Annotated in this window: 18 protein-coding genes; 14 read left to right on the top strand and 4 right to left on the bottom strand. The window is 37.3% G+C overall.

Features of this window, described 5'->3' with window-relative positions; translation table 11 throughout:
- The first annotated feature begins 90 nt into the window (after window positions 1–90).
- The 8 genes from lysA to NBC122_RS05180 all read left to right on the top strand — a co-directional run bounded on the left by lysA (window position 91) and on the right by NBC122_RS05180 (window position 7,998).
- Window positions 91–1,290 (top strand): diaminopimelate decarboxylase, encoded by a 1,200-nt coding sequence (gene lysA / locus NBC122_RS05215; RefSeq protein ID WP_133439361.1) that lies wholly within the window; start codon window positions 91–93, stop codon window positions 1,288–1,290.
- 202 nt (window positions 1,291–1,492) lie between these two features.
- Window positions 1,493–1,984 carry an energy transducer TonB gene (locus NBC122_RS05210; protein WP_133439360.1) on the top strand — a complete coding sequence of 164 codons (492 nt, stop codon included), beginning with the start codon at window positions 1,493–1,495 and terminating at the stop codon, window positions 1,982–1,984.
- Between the two features lie 292 nt (window positions 1,985–2,276).
- A complete protein-coding gene (gene miaB / locus NBC122_RS05205) occupies window positions 2,277–3,710 on the top strand; it encodes a tRNA (N6-isopentenyl adenosine(37)-C2)-methylthiotransferase MiaB (RefSeq protein WP_133439359.1) in 1,434 nt (477 codons plus the stop codon).
- 23 nt (window positions 3,711–3,733) lie between these two features.
- Complete coding sequence (locus NBC122_RS05200) at window positions 3,734–4,030, top strand: hypothetical protein (protein WP_133439358.1); 297 nt, start codon at window positions 3,734–3,736, stop codon at window positions 4,028–4,030.
- A gap of 70 nt (window positions 4,031–4,100) precedes the next feature.
- Complete coding sequence (locus tag NBC122_RS05195; protein WP_133439357.1) at window positions 4,101–4,310, top strand: PDDEXK nuclease domain-containing protein; 210 nt, start codon at window positions 4,101–4,103, stop codon at window positions 4,308–4,310.
- 25 nt (window positions 4,311–4,335) lie between these two features.
- Window positions 4,336–5,607, top strand: coding sequence for a sigma-54 interaction domain-containing protein (locus NBC122_RS05190; protein WP_133439356.1), 1,272 nt, complete (start codon window positions 4,336–4,338; stop codon window positions 5,605–5,607).
- The gene (locus tag NBC122_RS05185) at window positions 5,607–6,179 is read left to right on the top strand and encodes an LptE family protein (protein ID WP_133439355.1); all 573 of its coding nucleotides are present in this window, start codon (window positions 5,607–5,609) and stop codon (window positions 6,177–6,179) included. The genes NBC122_RS05190 and NBC122_RS05185 overlap by 1 nt, the downstream gene beginning before the upstream one ends.
- A gap of 1 nt (window position 6,180) precedes the next feature.
- Complete coding sequence (locus NBC122_RS05180) at window positions 6,181–7,998, top strand: superantigen-like protein SSL4 (protein WP_133439354.1); 1,818 nt, start codon at window positions 6,181–6,183, stop codon at window positions 7,996–7,998.
- Window positions 7,999–8,029: 31 nt separating this feature from the next.
- On the opposite strand, the gene NBC122_RS05175 is transcribed toward NBC122_RS05180, so the two are convergent.
- The 4 genes from NBC122_RS05175 to NBC122_RS05160 form a co-directional block, all read right to left on the bottom strand.
- On the bottom strand, window positions 8,030–8,677 hold the full coding sequence (locus NBC122_RS05175; RefSeq protein ID WP_133439353.1) for a DUF4126 domain-containing protein: 648 nt from the start codon (window positions 8,675–8,677) through the stop codon (window positions 8,030–8,032).
- Window positions 8,678–8,740: 63 nt separating this feature from the next.
- Window positions 8,741–9,121, bottom strand: a complete 381-nt coding sequence (gene rnpA / locus NBC122_RS05170; RefSeq protein WP_133439352.1) for a ribonuclease P protein component — start codon at window positions 9,119–9,121, stop codon at window positions 8,741–8,743.
- The gene (locus NBC122_RS05165) at window positions 9,114–9,842 is read right to left on the bottom strand and encodes a tRNA threonylcarbamoyladenosine dehydratase (protein WP_133439351.1); all 729 of its coding nucleotides are present in this window, start codon (window positions 9,840–9,842) and stop codon (window positions 9,114–9,116) included. The genes rnpA and NBC122_RS05165 overlap by 8 nt, the downstream gene beginning before the upstream one ends.
- Complete coding sequence (locus tag NBC122_RS05160) at window positions 9,839–10,474, bottom strand: TatD family hydrolase (RefSeq protein ID WP_133439350.1); 636 nt, start codon at window positions 10,472–10,474, stop codon at window positions 9,839–9,841. The genes NBC122_RS05165 and NBC122_RS05160 overlap by 4 nt, the downstream gene beginning before the upstream one ends.
- A gap of 93 nt (window positions 10,475–10,567) precedes the next feature.
- On the opposite strand from NBC122_RS05160, the gene NBC122_RS05155 reads away from it, so the two are divergent.
- The 6 genes from NBC122_RS05155 to NBC122_RS05130 all read left to right on the top strand — a co-directional run bounded on the left by NBC122_RS05155 (window position 10,568) and on the right by NBC122_RS05130 (window position 16,743).
- Complete coding sequence (locus NBC122_RS05155; protein WP_133439349.1) at window positions 10,568–11,194, top strand: TetR/AcrR family transcriptional regulator; 627 nt, start codon at window positions 10,568–10,570, stop codon at window positions 11,192–11,194.
- A 107-nt stretch (window positions 11,195–11,301) separates the two neighbouring features.
- Window positions 11,302–12,276 (top strand): outer membrane protein assembly factor BamD, encoded by a 975-nt coding sequence (bamD, locus tag NBC122_RS05150; RefSeq protein WP_133439348.1) that lies wholly within the window; start codon window positions 11,302–11,304, stop codon window positions 12,274–12,276.
- A 41-nt stretch (window positions 12,277–12,317) separates the two neighbouring features.
- Entirely contained in the window at window positions 12,318–12,641 is a 324-nt protein-coding gene (locus tag NBC122_RS05145) for a DNA-directed RNA polymerase subunit omega (RefSeq protein WP_133439347.1), read from the top strand.
- 135 nt (window positions 12,642–12,776) lie between these two features.
- Window positions 12,777–13,973, top strand: coding sequence for a bifunctional phosphopantothenoylcysteine decarboxylase/phosphopantothenate--cysteine ligase CoaBC (gene coaBC / locus NBC122_RS05140; RefSeq protein ID WP_133439346.1), 1,197 nt, complete (start codon window positions 12,777–12,779; stop codon window positions 13,971–13,973).
- A gap of 37 nt (window positions 13,974–14,010) precedes the next feature.
- On the top strand, window positions 14,011–14,916 hold the full coding sequence (porD, locus tag NBC122_RS05135; protein ID WP_133439345.1) for a type IX secretion system protein PorD: 906 nt from the start codon (window positions 14,011–14,013) through the stop codon (window positions 14,914–14,916).
- 177 nt (window positions 14,917–15,093) lie between these two features.
- The gene (locus NBC122_RS05130) at window positions 15,094–16,743 is read left to right on the top strand and encodes a DNA repair protein RecN (RefSeq protein ID WP_133439344.1); all 1,650 of its coding nucleotides are present in this window, start codon (window positions 15,094–15,096) and stop codon (window positions 16,741–16,743) included.
- The last annotated feature ends 34 nt before the right edge of the window (window positions 16,744–16,777 follow it).

Genomic DNA, 16,777 nt, shown 5'->3' with positions numbered 1-16,777 from the left:
AAACTCCGTGGATTAAGAGCAGATATTTTAATAATATTGTAAAGCAGGCTCTTTGGGGTCTGCTTTTTTTAATGTAAAAAATAAAATAATATGACAGATAAAAATTTAATTAAAATCGCCGAGGAATTCGGAACGCCCACCTACGTTTATGACGCAGAAAGCATCAAAAATCATTATGAAAAACTCACCTCATCGTTTCATAAAAGCACCCGCTTTTTTTATGCTGCAAAAGCACTGACGAATATTAATATTTTAAAATACATTAAAAACTTAGGTGCCGGTTTAGACTGCGTTTCAATCAATGAGGTAAAACTGGGTCTGAAAGCAGGATTCACGCACAACAATATTCTCTTCACGCCCAACTGTGTCGATTTATTGGAAATCGAAGAAGCGATGAAATTAAAAGTTCATATCAATATCGATAATATTTCAATACTGGAGCAGTTTGGCACCAAATACGGCAATACCTATCCGATTTTTGTCAGAATCAATCCGCATATTTATGCAGGTGGAAATCACAAAATATCGACCGGTCATATCGATTCTAAATTCGGAATTTCTATCCATCAGCTTCGTCACATTACCCGGGTAATGAAATCGACAAACCTTTTAATAGAAGGTCTTCACATGCATACCGGAAGTGAAATTAAAGATCCGGAAGTATTTATTCAGGGACTCGAAATTATGTTTGAACTGGCCGAGCATTTCCCCGATTTAAAATATATCGATATGGGAAGCGGCTTCAAAGTCCCTTATCAGGAAGGCGACATCGAAACCGACGTGAAAACTTTGGGCAAAAAAGTAGAAAAAGTTCTGGCGGAATACCATAAAGAAAGCGGAATAAAATTCGAATTATGGTTTGAACCGGGAAAATATCTGGTGAGCACAAGTGGACATTTTTTGGTAAAATCAAACGTGATCAAACAAACAACCGCCACCGTTTTCGTGGGAATTAATTCCGGTTTCAATCATTTAATCCGCCCGATGTTTTACGATTCTCACCACATTATCGACAACTTGTCAAATCCAAAAGGAGCGGAAAGAATTTACACCGTCGTGGGAAACATCTGTGAAACTGACACTTTTGCCTGGGACAGAAAATTAAATGAAGTCCGTGAAAATGATATTTTAGTTTTCAGAAACGCCGGCGCTTACGGTTTTGAAATGAGTTCTAATTTTAACTCACGCTTAAAGCCTGCAGAAGTTCTGTTCCTTGATGGAAAAGCACATTTAATAAGAAGGCGCGAGGAATTCGATGATTTGCTGAAAAATCAAATCGAAGTTTTGTAAAAAACATTCAAAACGAAATGACGGAAATTTCCCTAATTTCCGTTATTCTACTTTATACAAAAATCCGGCACTCTGTCGGATTTTTTTGCTGTGGATTCAATCTTGGATCGAAGCTAATTTTAATCAGTTTAAACAACAAGGTCTTTTTTGTTTTGTTTTAATTTTAAAAATGAAGTAACTTTCAATATTAAAATTTCAAACCATGAAAAAAATATTTTTGCTATTAATTTTTGCTTCCGTTTTTTCTTACGCCCAAGAAGTAGAAGATTTGCAGGAAGGTTATTTTTTCTCTGAAAACAGTAAAAATTTCTTCAGAGTTGATATTAAAAAACCTTACGATTACTATAAAGTAACCTCTTGTTCGGATGATTCCCAGTTTACAAGAGCACAATTCGACGGCGGTGATGCCGCTTTTAACAGAGAACTGTTCAAATATATTTCGGCTTATGTAGATAAAGAAATTTATGTGGTAAACGGAACTTTCTTTCTTCACCTCAATATCGATAAAGATGGAAAAGTCACCAATCTGGAAGTCACGCCGAAAGTTGCAAACAGCGAAGGATTTTTACGTGATCTGAAATTCGCTGTCAAAAAAATCAAAAAAACCTGGACGCCCTCAAAATGCAATAATGTGCCGGTCGATTCTAGAATCCGGATTAAATTAAATTTCGTCACAGAAAGTGTTGACGCCTAAGAAAAACAAAAGTATATTTTTAAAAACTTTGTCGGTAAGCGCAAAGTTTTTAGTGTTTATATTGAGTCAGCAGGAAATTTACCTTGATTTTTTTGTAGATTGATGGCCAAATCAGCTTTAACAAAAAATGGAATCTCCTTTCTTCCGTGGAATTGCTATAAATCCAGAATATCGATTCGGATTGGTTTTCTGTTAATTACTATCCGGAACAAACCCTGCCATTCTGTCATAGAAATTTGTATCTTTGCACTCTTATTTTGAATATAAAATTCGAAATCTAAAATTTTATACCGTGCAAGAAAAATATATAGACGAAACCAAACAAGGGGAAGCCTTTGCCATAGCAGAAAAACCACAAAACTCTAAAAAATTGTTTCTGGAAAGCTACGGCTGCCAGATGAATTTTTCTGACTCGGAAATTGTTGCTTCGATTTTGAACGAGCAAGGCTACAACACGACTCTACTGCCGGAAGAAGCAGATCTTATTTTACTGAACACATGCTCGATCCGTGAAAAAGCAGAACAAACCGTCCGGATGCGACTTTCTCAGTTTAAAAATTTAAAAAAAGAAAAACCAAATTTAACCGTAGGCGTTTTAGGATGCATGGCGGAACGTTTGAAAACCAAATTTCTGGAAGAAGAACATTTGGTTGATTTGGTTGTTGGACCAGATGCTTACAGAGATTTACCCAATTTATTAAAAGAAACAGAAGGGGGCCGCGATGCCATCAATGTTATTTTATCCAAAGAAGAAACGTATGCCGATATCAGCCCGGTTCGTTTAGGTGGAAACGGTGTTACCGCTTTTGTGACGATTACCCGTGGTTGCGATAATATGTGTACGTTCTGCGTCGTTCCTTTTACACGTGGTCGTGAGCGCAGCCGTGATCCTCATTCAATCATTGAAGAATGCAAAGAATTGTGGACCAATGGTTACAAAGAAATTACGCTGCTCGGACAAAATGTAGATTCTTATCTCTGGTTTGGAGGCGGCGCTAAAAAAGACTTTAAAAAAGCGACTGAAATTCAGCAGTTGACAGCAATTAATTTCGCACAGTTAATGGAAATGGTGGCCGTAGCAGTTCCGGAAATGAGAATCAGATTCTCAACTTCTAATCCGCACGATATGAGTACGGAGGTTTTCAAGGTCATGGCGAAATATGACAATATCTGCAAATATGTTCACCTTCCCGTACAAAGTGGAAGCGACAGAATGTTGGAAAAAATGAACCGTCAACATACCCGTGCAGAATATCTGGCTTTAATTAATAAAGCAAAAGAGCTGATTCCTGAAGTTTCATTTTCACAGGATATGATTATCGGATTCTGTGGCGAAACAGAAGAAGATCACCAACTGACTTTAAGTTTAATGCGCGAAGTAGAATACGATTACGGTTATATGTTTGCGTATTCGGAACGCCCGGGAACTCCGGCAGAGAAAAAAATGGAAGACGATATTCCGGCGGATGTTAAACAAAGAAGATTGGCAGAAGTAATTGCATTGCAAGGCGAACTTTCCCGAAAAAGAATGCAGGGTTATGTGGGCCGAAATCACGAAATCCTGATTGAAGGAACTTCCAAAAAAAATCCCAACCAGTGGAAAGGCAGAAATTCTCAGAATGCAGTTTGTGTTTTCGATAAACTCGAAGGCCAGAAATTGGGCGATATTGTGACGGTTTTCGTTCATGGAAATACACAGGGAACGCTTTTGGGGGAAACGGTTTAGAGTTACCTGCTTCAAGTTTTTTAATGATGAAAAAAATTAAAATCAATAAAGCGGTATTAATTTACTTTTCAATAAGTTGGATTCTAGGAATCTTTGTTTATTTTTTTGGCTTTTATAAAGAAGATAGTTTTATTATATTCTGGTTTTTTGCTGTTGCATTTAATGCAGTAATCAATCTGACAGCTTTAATTTTTTTATTGATTTTGACCTTAGTTTTTATAGAAAATCGAAAAGAATTTGTCACATCAAGTCTTGTGTTACTTTTTAATTTTCCTTTTATAGTAACCTTTATAGTATTAGTAAATTCATTATTGGAATAAAAAATCATTTTAAAGGAAATAAGTTCCAATAAACTTGAAAAAATGTAAATTCCGCAAACAGCAGATCCAGATGTACATAAACTATTACGACAGAGAAGTAAAATTAGAGGACGGGAATAAGACCATAGGAATCATTCTTTGTCAAGATAAAAGCGAAGCCTTGGTACGCTATACATTGCCAGAAAACAATGAGCAGATATTTGCGAGTAAATGCTTAACCATTTTGCCAAGCAAAGAATCATTGAAAAAATTATTAGAGGAAAACACATTTGAAATCTGATGCCAGGCATCTAAATTTATTAAAAATGACAGACTTACAATCCATAAAGACACGCTTTGGAATTATCGGAAATTATCCGGTCCTTAATCGGGCATTGCAAAAAGCAATTCAGGTAGCACCCACAGATATTTCTGTTTTGGTAATGGGAGAAAGTGGTGTGGGAAAAGAATTTATTCCTAAAATCATTCACGGGGAATCCAGAAGGAAACACCAACCATATATCGTGGTAAACTGCGGCGCAATACCGGAAGGGACCATTGATTCCGAATTATTTGGCCACGAAAAAGGAGCTTTCACCGGTGCAACTTCTACCCGAAAAGGATATTTCGAAGTCGCAGATGGCGGAACTATTTTCCTGGATGAAGTCGGCGAACTGCCTGTTCAGACACAAGTCCGTCTTCTTCGTGTTTTGGAAAGTGGCGAATTTATGAAAGTGGGTTCTTCCCAAGTCCAAAAAACCAATGTGAGAATTGTAGCCGCAACCAATGTGAATATGCTGAACGCCATTAATGACGGAAGATTCCGCGAAGATTTATATTACAGATTAAATACCGTACAAATCGACATGCCGGCTTTGCGTGAAAGAAAAGGTGATATACACTTGCTTTTCAGGAAATTCGCCATTGATTTTGCGGAAAAATATAGAATGCCGGAATTGGTTCTTACTGACGACGCCATTAATTATTTAGAAAACTATCCTTTCCCTGGAAATATCCGTCAGCTGCGAAATCTGGTAGAACAAATGACAGTTGTGGAACAGGAAAGAACGGTCAACTCTGTGAAGTTAGCAGAATACATTCCGATACAGACCCAACTTCCAGCGGTGATTCAAAATGGAAGCGGCAGATCGTCGAACGATTTTAATTCGGAGCGCGAGATCATGTACAAGATTCTTTTCGACATGCGAAATGACCTTAATGATTTAAAATCCTTAACTTCAGAACTGATAAAAAATCGTGAAAACAGTGATTTCAGTCATCACGAAAAAAATCTGATTAACCGTGTTTTCACCCCTGAAACTCAGGTTCAGAATCCGAATTCAATGCTCTATTTTGAAAATCAAAATCAATATCAAAACCCGATAATTTCAAAAACAGAGGAGGAATACAGCGATGTAGAAGATATCGAAATCGAAGAAACAAAAGCAGATTCCTTATCGCTTCAAAACAACGAAAGAGAACTGATTGTCAAAGCATTAGAAAAACACAAAGGCAGACGAAATAAAGCGGCAGATGAACTGGGAATTTCCCAAAGAACCCTGTACCGAAAAATTAAACAATATAATTTAGAAGACTAATGAAGAGATTTCAAACAGCAAAACCTACATTGCAAGCCGAGAAAACCCGCTTCATCCGGCTCTTTTTCCTTGGCTCTTTTTCCTTGGCTCTTCTAACCAGTTGTTACAGTTTCACCGGATCATCATTAAGCCCCGAAACTAAAACGATTGAAATACGTGATTTCCCTAACAATGCACCTCTGATGAATGCCAGTTTATCGCAGGAATTTTCCACAGCGATCCAAAACAGGTTTTTGCAGCGAACAACTTTAAAAGGGACAAAAGAAAAGCCGGACATTTTAATTGAGGGAGAAATTACAGATTACTCCATTACGCCAACGACCATTTCCAGTTCAGTAAATGCACCGGGTGGAAATATTCAGGCTGCCCAAAACAAACTGACCATTACAGTGAAAGTACATTATGAAAACCACGTTCCTAATGAGGAAAACAAAAGTTTCGACCGGGTTTATTCTGACGAGGCGGTTTTCAGCAGCGACTTAGACATCAACACCATCGAAACCTCCCAGGTTAAAGTGGTGAATGAGCGAATCATCAATAAAATTTTTAATGATATTGTAGCCAACTGGTAAAATGAACAGACGAATTTTAGAATTAGCAAAAAACCCTGACCAATTTCAAATCAAAGATTTGGAACTGCTGAGCAGTGAGATCAACAAACATCCTTATATTCAAAGTTTGCGGGCGTTACACCTTTTAGGAACACACCGATTAAAGCCAGAAAATTATTCGAATGAACTTTCAATAACTGCCGCCTACACCACAGATAAAAAAATTCTTTATCAGTTGATTAATGCGGTGAAAGAAACTAAACCTTCTATTGAAAGCATTCCTGAAACCATTACCCCAAAAGAAACCGAAACCGCCCCAAAAAACAAATTCACCGAAATTGAATCCAAAGTAACCGAAACCCCAAAAGCAGTTTATGTTAATGGTGAATTGAACAGGATTTTATTTGAAGGTGAAGAAGATTTTCTCGAGAGAGAAACCGAAACCATCGATTTAGAATCCTCTCTGGAAGCCGGGCAAATTGTAACACAAAAAACCGAAAAATTAATCAATGCGGAGGAAAAAGAAGCGTTCTCCGAAATAGAGGATGCCGAAACTTTCAGCACTGAAACTATTATTAAAGAGAAAATTGTTTCCGAAGAAAAAGCGGTTATTGAAAACCCTTCTGAACTTAGTTTTCACGAAACGGCAGAATTTCTACCTGATACTAAAGTGGAACCGAAAGCCATTACCAAAGAAGTTCAGGAATTCGAAGAAAGTTCGGATTCTGAATCCTTCAGCAAAGAAACAATTATTGAGGAAGATCTTATTTTGCAGGAAAAACCCACTGTAGAAGATCCAAGTGAGCTAAGTTTTCACGCTACAGATGATTTTTTACCGAACGTTAAAATAGCTTCAAATCCGGAAAAAGCAGAAATTCAGGAAACGGCAAAACCTGCTTTGAACAAACATGAAGAAGAAATGAAACGCCTGATTGCCGAAGTGGAGGAAAAAATGAAAGCCTCGAAAAAGCAGAAAACTCCGTCACAAACAAAAGACGAATCTCCCCAAAGCGCTGAAGTTAATTTTTCTGAAACCCAAAGTTTTGAAATCGAAAAAGCAGAGCAAAAAAATAGTGAAAAACCTGAAAATATTCAAAAAACAGAACATTTAATTAAAGAAAAAACACAAATTCAACCCGTTGAAATTTCTCAAAAAACAATTGAACTTGAAACAGAATTTATTCAAGAAGAGAAACCTGTTTGGAAGCCAATGTCATTTTCCACCAACATTCCCGATGCTTTAATTTCTAAAAAAACAGAAGAAAAATCGGTAGGAAAAGAAGACATTAAATTAGCAGAAGCTCCGGTCAAAACTGAAATGTCCGGAACGAACACAGAGCAAAACGCCGTGGTTGAGCGACCGGTTTTCAATGTTTCGTTTTTTACCCAAAATGTTTCGGCGCTCGAAAAAGCAAACAGGGAAGAGGAAACTCAAACCTTTCAAGAAGAGGGAAAAACCAACGAAATCTTAGAAGACAGCAATGTTCCTGATTTCATCAACACCTGGCAAAGCTGGCTGAAAATCGACCGGACTAAAGAGGAAGCCAAAGAGAAAATAGAAATATCGATAACGGAAATTAAAAACAAAGTCATCGAAAACTTCATCGAAAAAGAACCGAGAATATCGAAACTCAAAGAGGAATCGGATTTCGTAATCAAAGAAAGAAATGACGATATTTCGCATTTGATGACCGAGACTTTAGCCAACCTTTATACCGAACAAAAACTATACACGAAAGCGATTAAAGCCTTCGGAATCTTATCCGAAAAACATCCGGAAAAGAAACCTCATTTTGATGATAAAATAAAGCAAATCAAAGAATTAAGGCAAAACAAATAAAACGATAACCCACTGAATTTAGTGGGTTATTTTATTCTATATTCCTGCGGTCAACCGCTTCTACATTGATTGTTTTCGAAGTTCGGTCTGTCTTAAAGTTTTGAAATTTCCGCCAAAGTTTTCGGCCCAAAACCAAAACAATTATAATTAAAATAATCGTCACAATAAATGCGATAATTGGTGCAGCCATAGCTAAAATTGACATTACTCCGGCGCCAGCAGTTTCGGTGGTTGCGACAACCGAATTCCCTAATCCCCCAGTAGTTGCGGTTGATGCAGCACGAGTTCCGGCAAAACCCGAACTGATTGCAGCAGCCGTTCCGCCACCGGCAATTAATGCTAAAGTCCATTGGGGAAAAGTTCCTAAATCTGCAAACTGACTCGCAAACATCACAGAACCCGCAATGGTCGCCAAGGGCACCGACATGGTATCCAAAAGATGATCTACGAAAGGAATATAATAGGCAAGAATTTCAACAACTGTTGCAATACCCGTGGTAATTAAAACAGGTAAACCGGCAAGCCATGCGAAACTCTCATTCATCGGAATCCAGCCCATGTAAGAAGCGAGACTTACGGCAAACATCGGCAGAAAAATCCTGAATCCAGTTGCTGCAGCTAAACCAACGCCCATAAAAGCACTCAGAACATAAGGCAAATAAGGAATATTATCAAACATTTGTGTGGATTTTAAGTGTATTTGTTTTCCAAATTTACAAAAAACGTGCTACGCTTTTAAATTTCACTTCACTGATTCACAAAGCTTTAAAAAATTCTTTTCTACAATCTCAAAGCGGGCAGGCATTTCGGTAGAAACCCAAAACAGCATTGACAGTGAGTTCGTTCCAAATTTTTCAATGAACAGTTCTTTGTTTAACCGATAACATTCCCGCAATAATCTTTTGATTCTGTTTCGGTCATGGGCTTTTTTAAAATGTCTTTTGGAAACAGAAACTCCGACTTTTTGATTGTTAAAAGAGAAACCTTCCTGCGGTTTTTTATCTAAATTGAGTGTTATGATTCTTACATGGTCACACGTTTTCCATTTGCCTTTCTCAAAAAGCAAACCGATTTCTTTCTTATGTTTCAGCTTTTCCTCTGTCGGAAATTTGCAATCACTCATCTCTTTTTATTAAATAATTAATGACTTCTGCCGCAGCATAAAGCCCGAAAATAGCGGGAATATAACTGATGGTTCCGTAAAAAGATCTTTTAAAATTTGTTCCGTCGGTCATTTTCAAACTTTTTTCATCCTGAATTTCAGTAGAAAAAACACACCTGATTCCTTTGTCTATATTTTCCGTTTTCAGCCGTTTGCGAACCTGTTTGGCAAGATGGCAACTTTGCGTTTTGTGAATATCCCGCACCAACACTTTTGAAGGATCCATTTTCCCGCCAGCTCCCATACAGCTTACAATTTTCACTTTCCGGCGGCGGGCATTCAGAATCAGCGTAACTTTTGGCGAAACGCTGTCAATGCAATCTAAAACATAATCATACTGTTGGTTATCGAAAATGGTATCCATGTCCTCGGGATTTAGAAACTGATTCAACTGTGTCAGTTTTAAATCGGGATTAATGTCTAAAAGCCGGTCTCCAACCACTTCAACTTTTGGTTTTCCAAGGGTAGAATTCAAGGCTGGAAGTTGGCGGTTAATATTTGTTAAATCTACAGTGTCACCATCAACAATCGTCATTTTTCCCACTCCAGCTCTGGCCAAAAACTCCGCAGCAAATGAGCCAACTCCACCCAAACCAATCACCAATAGATTGGCTTTCTGCAGTTTTTCTACACCGTTTTTTTTAATCAGCAATTCTGTTCTTTCGAGCCAGTCTTTTTTCATCTTATCAGGGAAATATTAAAAATTTTCAGATTTTCTTCGATTTGTAAAATAAGATCTTCCACATTCAAATTCTTCAATTCCGCTACTTTGTGATACAGTAACTGAAGATCAAATTCAGCGTTATCTGTTTCCAGAAAAAGTTTATCGGCCGGAAAATCCTTTACAAATTCCTGCAAATTTACATTTTGCAAAACAGATTTTCCAAAACTTAAATAAAAATCGTGCTTTTGTAACTCTTCACCAATGGTTTTTCTTTTATTAAAACCATGAATTATCATCGGAACCTTAGCAGATTTCTGAAAATGAATCATTTGTGAAAACCTTCTGACACAATGAATAATTAAAGGTTTCTGGCGTTCATTGGCCAATTCAATCTGTCTTTTAAAAAGTGATTCCTGTATCGCATCATCAATGCTGATCGATCCATCCAAACCGCACTCACCAATTGCTACGCAATTTTCATTTTTTGAGATTTCTCTGAGCCAGACAAACTGTTCTTCCGTAAATTGCAAACTTAAATCAGGATGAAATCCGGCAGAGAAAAAGCCATCGGGCGGAGATTCTCCAACACCCAAATTATAAATCCCAGCATGTTTTTTGAAATGATGATGATGGAAATCAAAATAAGCCATCCTCAAAAATAACTAAAAGTGATCGTTTGCGATTAAACATTTGTTTTAAATTTTGTTATATTTTATTTAACTTTACTAAAAACTACAACACCGATGAAAAAAAAATTTACCGAAAAACAAATCCATATTTTAAATGTGGCAGAAAAACTGATTGCAAAGAAAGGCTTTGAAGGTACTTCTGTACGGGACATTTCTACCAATGCCAATATTAATGTAGCAATGATTTCCTACTATTTTGGGTCAAAAGAAAAAATGATGTCTTACCTCTACCGTTACCGCGTGCAGAAAACAAGAGAAAGTTTTGCGGAATTTGCAGAAATCATCAGAGAGGGAAAACCTGAAATGCAGATGAAAGAACTGATTAAATATGTGGTGAATCAACTATTTAAGTTCAATTATTTTCATGGCTTTGTCACCCAGGAACTCCGTCACACAGAACATTTGAAAGAAGATTTACTGGGATTCTATACCACTTTCACATCCAAAATTGATGACGTTATTAAAAAAGGGGTTGCATCCGGAATTTTCACCAATGCTCCAAAACCAGAAGATATTTTAACACTTATCGTAGGTTCTTCTTTATTTGTTATCAGAAATAAAAACTTTTATGAATTATATGTGTCTGGCCCGGAAGAAAATTATTTCGAAGAAGCAGAGAAAAAAGTGATGGCGAACGTTTTGGTGACCGTTTTTTCACTTTTGGGCTACCATGCTGATTAAATTATTAGTTAAATTATCATAAAAAAAAATCTATTGATAAAAAAGTTATATTTTTGCACCCTAAACCGCAGAAATTAGAATTATATAATTTCTGCTATATTTTATTTATGAAAAAGTATTTGATTATTACACTTGCATTCTTTGCATTATCTGCCTGCAACAAACAACAGGATTTAGCATTGAAAAGTGCAGATAAAGATTATATCCTGAAAGTAGCGAACGAAAAATTCGAAAAGAAAAAGTGGAAAGACGCTTTGGCTTTGTACGAAAGGCTTTCGAATCTGGTAGCAGGAACCGATGACGCACCAAACGTCGTCTATAATTCTGCGTATGCCAATTATTATGATAAGAACTACAAGCTGGCCGGGCACCAGTTCAAAAACTTCTCGGTAACATTCCCGCAGGACAAGCGTGCAGAAGATGCTGCTTACATGTCGGCACTATGTTATTATGAAGGAAGCATGGATTATAACTTAGATCAAACGAGCACAGATTTAGCGATCAATGAAATGCAGAATTTCCTCAATAATTATCCGAATTCTGACCGATCCAAAAACATCAATCAACTGATTGATGAGTTAACCTACAAATTAGAGTTTAAGGCTTACGAAAATGCGAAGCAGTATTATAAAATGGCTGATTATAAAGCCGCAAGTACCGCTTTTGAAAACGTACTGGATGATTACCCAAGTACGAAACTGCGTGATAAAATCTACGATTACATGTTGAAATCGAAATATGAATTAGCCGTTAATTCAATTTACAGCTTAAAGAAAGACCGTATTGAAAGTGCTTTGGCCTTTACCAAACAAATCGAGAGAGAGGTACCGGGAACCGAAAATGCAAAGACTGCTACAGATCTTCGAAACAAATTATTAAAAGAAAAAGAAACGTTTACTGAACTTGAGAAAAAAGTAGAAGCACGAAATAAGGAACTCAAAGACAAACAACAAGCAGAGGAAGCAAAAATCAACGCGGAGAAAGACCTGCGTGAGGCAGCAAAGAAAGCTGAACAAACGCGGAGAGATAGCGCCGCCTTGGCAACTCCTGCTCCTGCGGCCACTTTCAAAATCAAAAAGTAATCCGTATATTTGCAAACTCCAATTATAACAACTAACTGAAAATGAGCGTAAAAGATTCTAAAGCCGAATTAAGTACAATAACTTACGATAGAGATAAAATCGAAGAAAACGTAGGTTCTATCTACGAAGCAATCGTAGTGATGGGTAAAAGAGCAGAGCAGATCAATGCAGAAATCCGCTCTGAACTCCATAATAAATTAGATGAATTTGCAGTGCATAATTCAACTCTTGAAGAAGTTTTTGAAAATAAAGAACAAATCGAGATTTCTAAACATTACGAAAAACTTCCGAAACCAACTTCTATAGCAATCAGAGAATGGTTGGATAACGAAATCTACTACAGAAAAACCGAAGAAAGAAACTAATTATTTATTTCTTTAATTATTTTAAAAGTCACAGAACGTCTTGTTTTTGTGGCTTTTATATTTAATATAGTCCCTGAAATCCCAGTCAGTTTGTAAAAATTTAAGTAAATTCGTTCAACTTTTAAATTCTAATTAATGAAACTTCAAGGTAAGAAAATCCTCATCTGTATTTCCGGCGGAATTGCCGCGTACAAAATCAATTACCTTATCCGGGATTTCATAAAAAAAGGAGCGGAAGTTCAGGTTTTGATGACGCCTTCTGCCGAACAGTTTGTGCCGAAACTTACGCTTTCTACCCTTTCTAAAAATCCCGTTTACAGCGATTTTTATTCTGAAAACGGCACCTGGAACAATCATGTGGAATTAGCGCTCTGGGCAGAGGTTATTTTAATCGCGCCCTGCACCGCAAATACTTTATCGAAGATGGTTCACGGCCTGTGCGATAATTTAGTTCTAGCAACTTATATGTCGGCGAAATGTCCGGTTTTTATCGCTCCTGCGATGGACCTAGACATGTATCAGCATCCTTCTACACAACAAAATTTAGCCTTGGCTGAAGATTTCGGTCATCATATTATTCCTGCGGAAGACGGCGAATTAGCCAGCGGACTTTCCGGGCTAGGGAGAATGGCAGAACCGGAAAACATCGCTCAAATCATTGAAGAGTTCTTTTCTTCAAATAAAAATCTGGCAGGTAAAACCGTACTGATCACGGCAGGACCCACTTATGAAGCTATTGATCCCGTTCGGTTTATAGGAAATCATTCTTCCGGGAAAATGGGTTTTTCATTGGCTGAGGAAGCTGCCAACCGAGGAGCAAAAGTAATTCTGATTTCCGGACCGAGTGCTGAGAAAACAAATCACCCGGATATTGAAGTTCACCGCGTAACTTCTGCAAAGGAGATGTTTGCTAAAGTATTTGAATATTACGGAAATGCCGATATCGCCATTGCAAGTGCGGCTGTCGCAGATTACGCACCGAAAGAAATCGCTCAGGAAAAAATCAAAAAAAATGATGATTCCTTAACAATTGAACTGGTGAAAAATCCGGATATTCTGAAAACAATGGGCGAAATGAAAACCAAACAATTTCTGGTAGGTTTCGCACTGGAAACTCAAAATGAAGAAGAAAACGCCAAAGGAAAACTCCACAAAAAAAACCTGGACATGATTATTTTGAATTCACTTCGGGATGAAGGCGCCGGTTTCAAAGGGACAACCAATAAAATTAAAATTATTACAGAATCATCGCTTACAGAATTTCCTTTAAAATCAAAAGAGGCGGTGGCCAGGGATATTTTAAATTTTGTGGAAGACCAGATTTTGAAATAATATCCTTAAATTTCCGTTTTCAAACTTTAATTTAATAATGAAGAAACTTTCTACGATATTCATCATTCTGCTTTCCTTTAACTTAAGTTTTTCTCAGGAACTTTTGGCAAATGTGCAAGTCAACACCCAGCAGGTCAGCGGCAGCAATATGCAGGTTTATAAAACTTTAGAGAAAAACTTACGGGATTTTATCAACAATACAAGCTGGACGGGAAAGAAATTACAGAACTTTGAAAAGATCAAATGTAATTTCGCCATCGTTATCAATGAAAAAACCGGTAGCAATAATTTCAAAGCAAGTATTGTGGTGCAGGCGGTCCGTCCGGTTTTCAACACGACTTATGAAACGCCACTTCTGAATGTTAACGACACCAACTTCAGCTTTGATTATACCGAAAACGAAAACCTTGTCTTCAACGAAAGACAGTTCTCCGGGAAGAATTTGATCGATGTGATCAGTTTTTATGTTTACACCATTTTAGGTTACGATGCCGACAGTTTTAAAGTAAGAGGCGGCCAACAGTGGTTTGAAAAAGCACAAAAAATTTCGAACAATGCGCAGAACCAAAAATTCGCCGGTTGGTCTTTGATGGAAGGTACGAAAACCCGGGCGGCCCTGATCGACAATATGCTGAAACCGGATCAGAATACCCTGCGAACCGTTTACTACACCCATCACCGTGCCGGTTTAGACAATCTCGGCAAACAGGACCAGTCGTCCGGTAAAAAAATTATTGCAGACGCGCTGATGCAGTTGAAAGCCTACGAAAATAATTTTCAGATGAATTATCCGGTGAATGTTTTTATTGATACCAAAAAACAGGAAATTTTCGATATCTTTAATAACGGAAATAATACCAACGTCAATATGGCAGATTTAAAAGCACTTTTCAGCACATTATCGCCCAAAGACATTGACAGCAAATGGAATAAGTGGAAATAATTCCCGGTTTCATTTCACCGTAATTTAAAAGCAAACGTCAGCAATTCATTGTTAAAATCTGCCAGGACCGCGATTTTAGGCTTTTGCAATTTGCTTTTGTATTTCATAATCTCTTTTAAAGTCTTAAATTTACAGTCCGAAGTTTGATTTAAAACTTCGTAATTGATTTTTCAAAATATGCTTTCAAGAATATTCATTCAAAATTTCGCCCTTATTGATTCACTTGAGATTACTTTAAACAAAGGTTTACAGGTAATTACAGGCGAAACAGGTGCAGGAAAATCGATTATTCTGGGAGCGTTGCGTTTGATTTTGGGCGAAAGAGCGGACGTGAAATCGATCCAAAGTACTGAAACCAAAAGTGTCGTTGAAGCCGAATTCATCATTAATGAAAATTTCAAAAATTTCTTTGAAGAAAATGATCTGGATTTTGAGATCAATACCGTTATCCGAAGAGAAATTTTGCCGACCGGAAAATCACGGGCATTCATAAATGACGTTCCCGTTACTTTGGAAATACTGAAAAAACTTTCTGAAAAACTCATTGACATTCATTCTCAATTTGAAACATCTAATCTTTTTGATGAAGAATATCAGTTCCGAATGATTGACGGACTTTCGAAAAACAAAACATTACTTTTAAAATATCAAAAAGAATTTACCGCTTATAAAAAACTGCTGCGGGATTTAGAAAACTTAAAAAAACAACTTTCAGAAGGCAACAAAGAAAGCGATTATAAAGGTTTTTTATTAGAAGAACTATTAGAAGTTAATCTGGATGAATTCGATCTGGAAGATGTTCAGAACCAGTTAAGCAAACAGGAAAATGCGGAAACCATTATCGAAAATCTTTCGATGATTTTTAATAAAATCGATGCGGAAGAAATCGGCGTTCTCGATTCTCTGCTTGATGTTAAAACAAAATTATCAAAAGTTGCTTCTTTATCGCACGAATATACCCAACTCAATCAGCGGTTTGAAGAAGCTTTTGTAGAGTTCAAAGACCTGCTTTTCGATCTTCAGAACGAGGCCGAGAAAATGGAAACCAATCCGGAAACGCTCGAGCATTTGAGTTCGCAGCTCAGCAAGATCAATTCTTTATTCCTGAAACATAAAGTAAATTCTGTAGAGCAATTGAAGCAGATTCGCGATCAGATTCAAAATGAACAGAGCGGTTTCGCAGATTTAGAATTTCTCATCAGCCAAACTGAGAAGGAAATAGAACTTGCGGCGGAACATTTAGAAAAATCTTCTGCGGAATTATCGCAGAACCGAAAAAAAGCAATTCCGAATTTCATTAATAAAACCGAGAAATTACTGCATCAGTTAGGTTTGGAAAAAGCCAAAATAGAAGTGCAGTTAACCGATCTTGAACACTTCACTTCTTTTGGAAAAGAAGGTATTCAGCTGTTATTTCAGGCGAATTCGGGCTTTCCTTTAAAGCCGATTCAAACTGCAATTTCCGGTGGCGAACGTTCCCGCGTTATGCTTTCCATTAAAAAACTCATGGCGGAAAATTCTGAACTTCCGACTTTAATTCTGGATGAAATCGACACCGGAGTTTCCGGAAAAGTCGCGGAAGAAATCGGAAATGTGATGAAAGAAATGTCGGAAAACATGCAGTTGATTGTCATCAGTCATCTTGCACAGGTCGCTGCCAAAGGAAATAACAATTACAAAGTCATCAAACGGGAAATTTCCGGTAAAACCCAAACGACGATTATTTCATTGAATCACGACGAGAAATTACAGGAAATCGCGCAATTACTTTCCGGCAGTAAAATTACCGATGCCGCAATTTCGCAGGCAAAGGAGTTGATGAAATAAACCTTTAAAGCAATGGACTTTCTTTATGCCGGAG

Source organism: Chryseobacterium salivictor (assembly GCF_004359195.1).
Taxonomy (GTDB): domain Bacteria; phylum Bacteroidota; class Bacteroidia; order Flavobacteriales; family Weeksellaceae; genus Kaistella; species Kaistella salivictor.
This window is presented reverse-complemented; position numbering and strand designations above follow the sequence as displayed.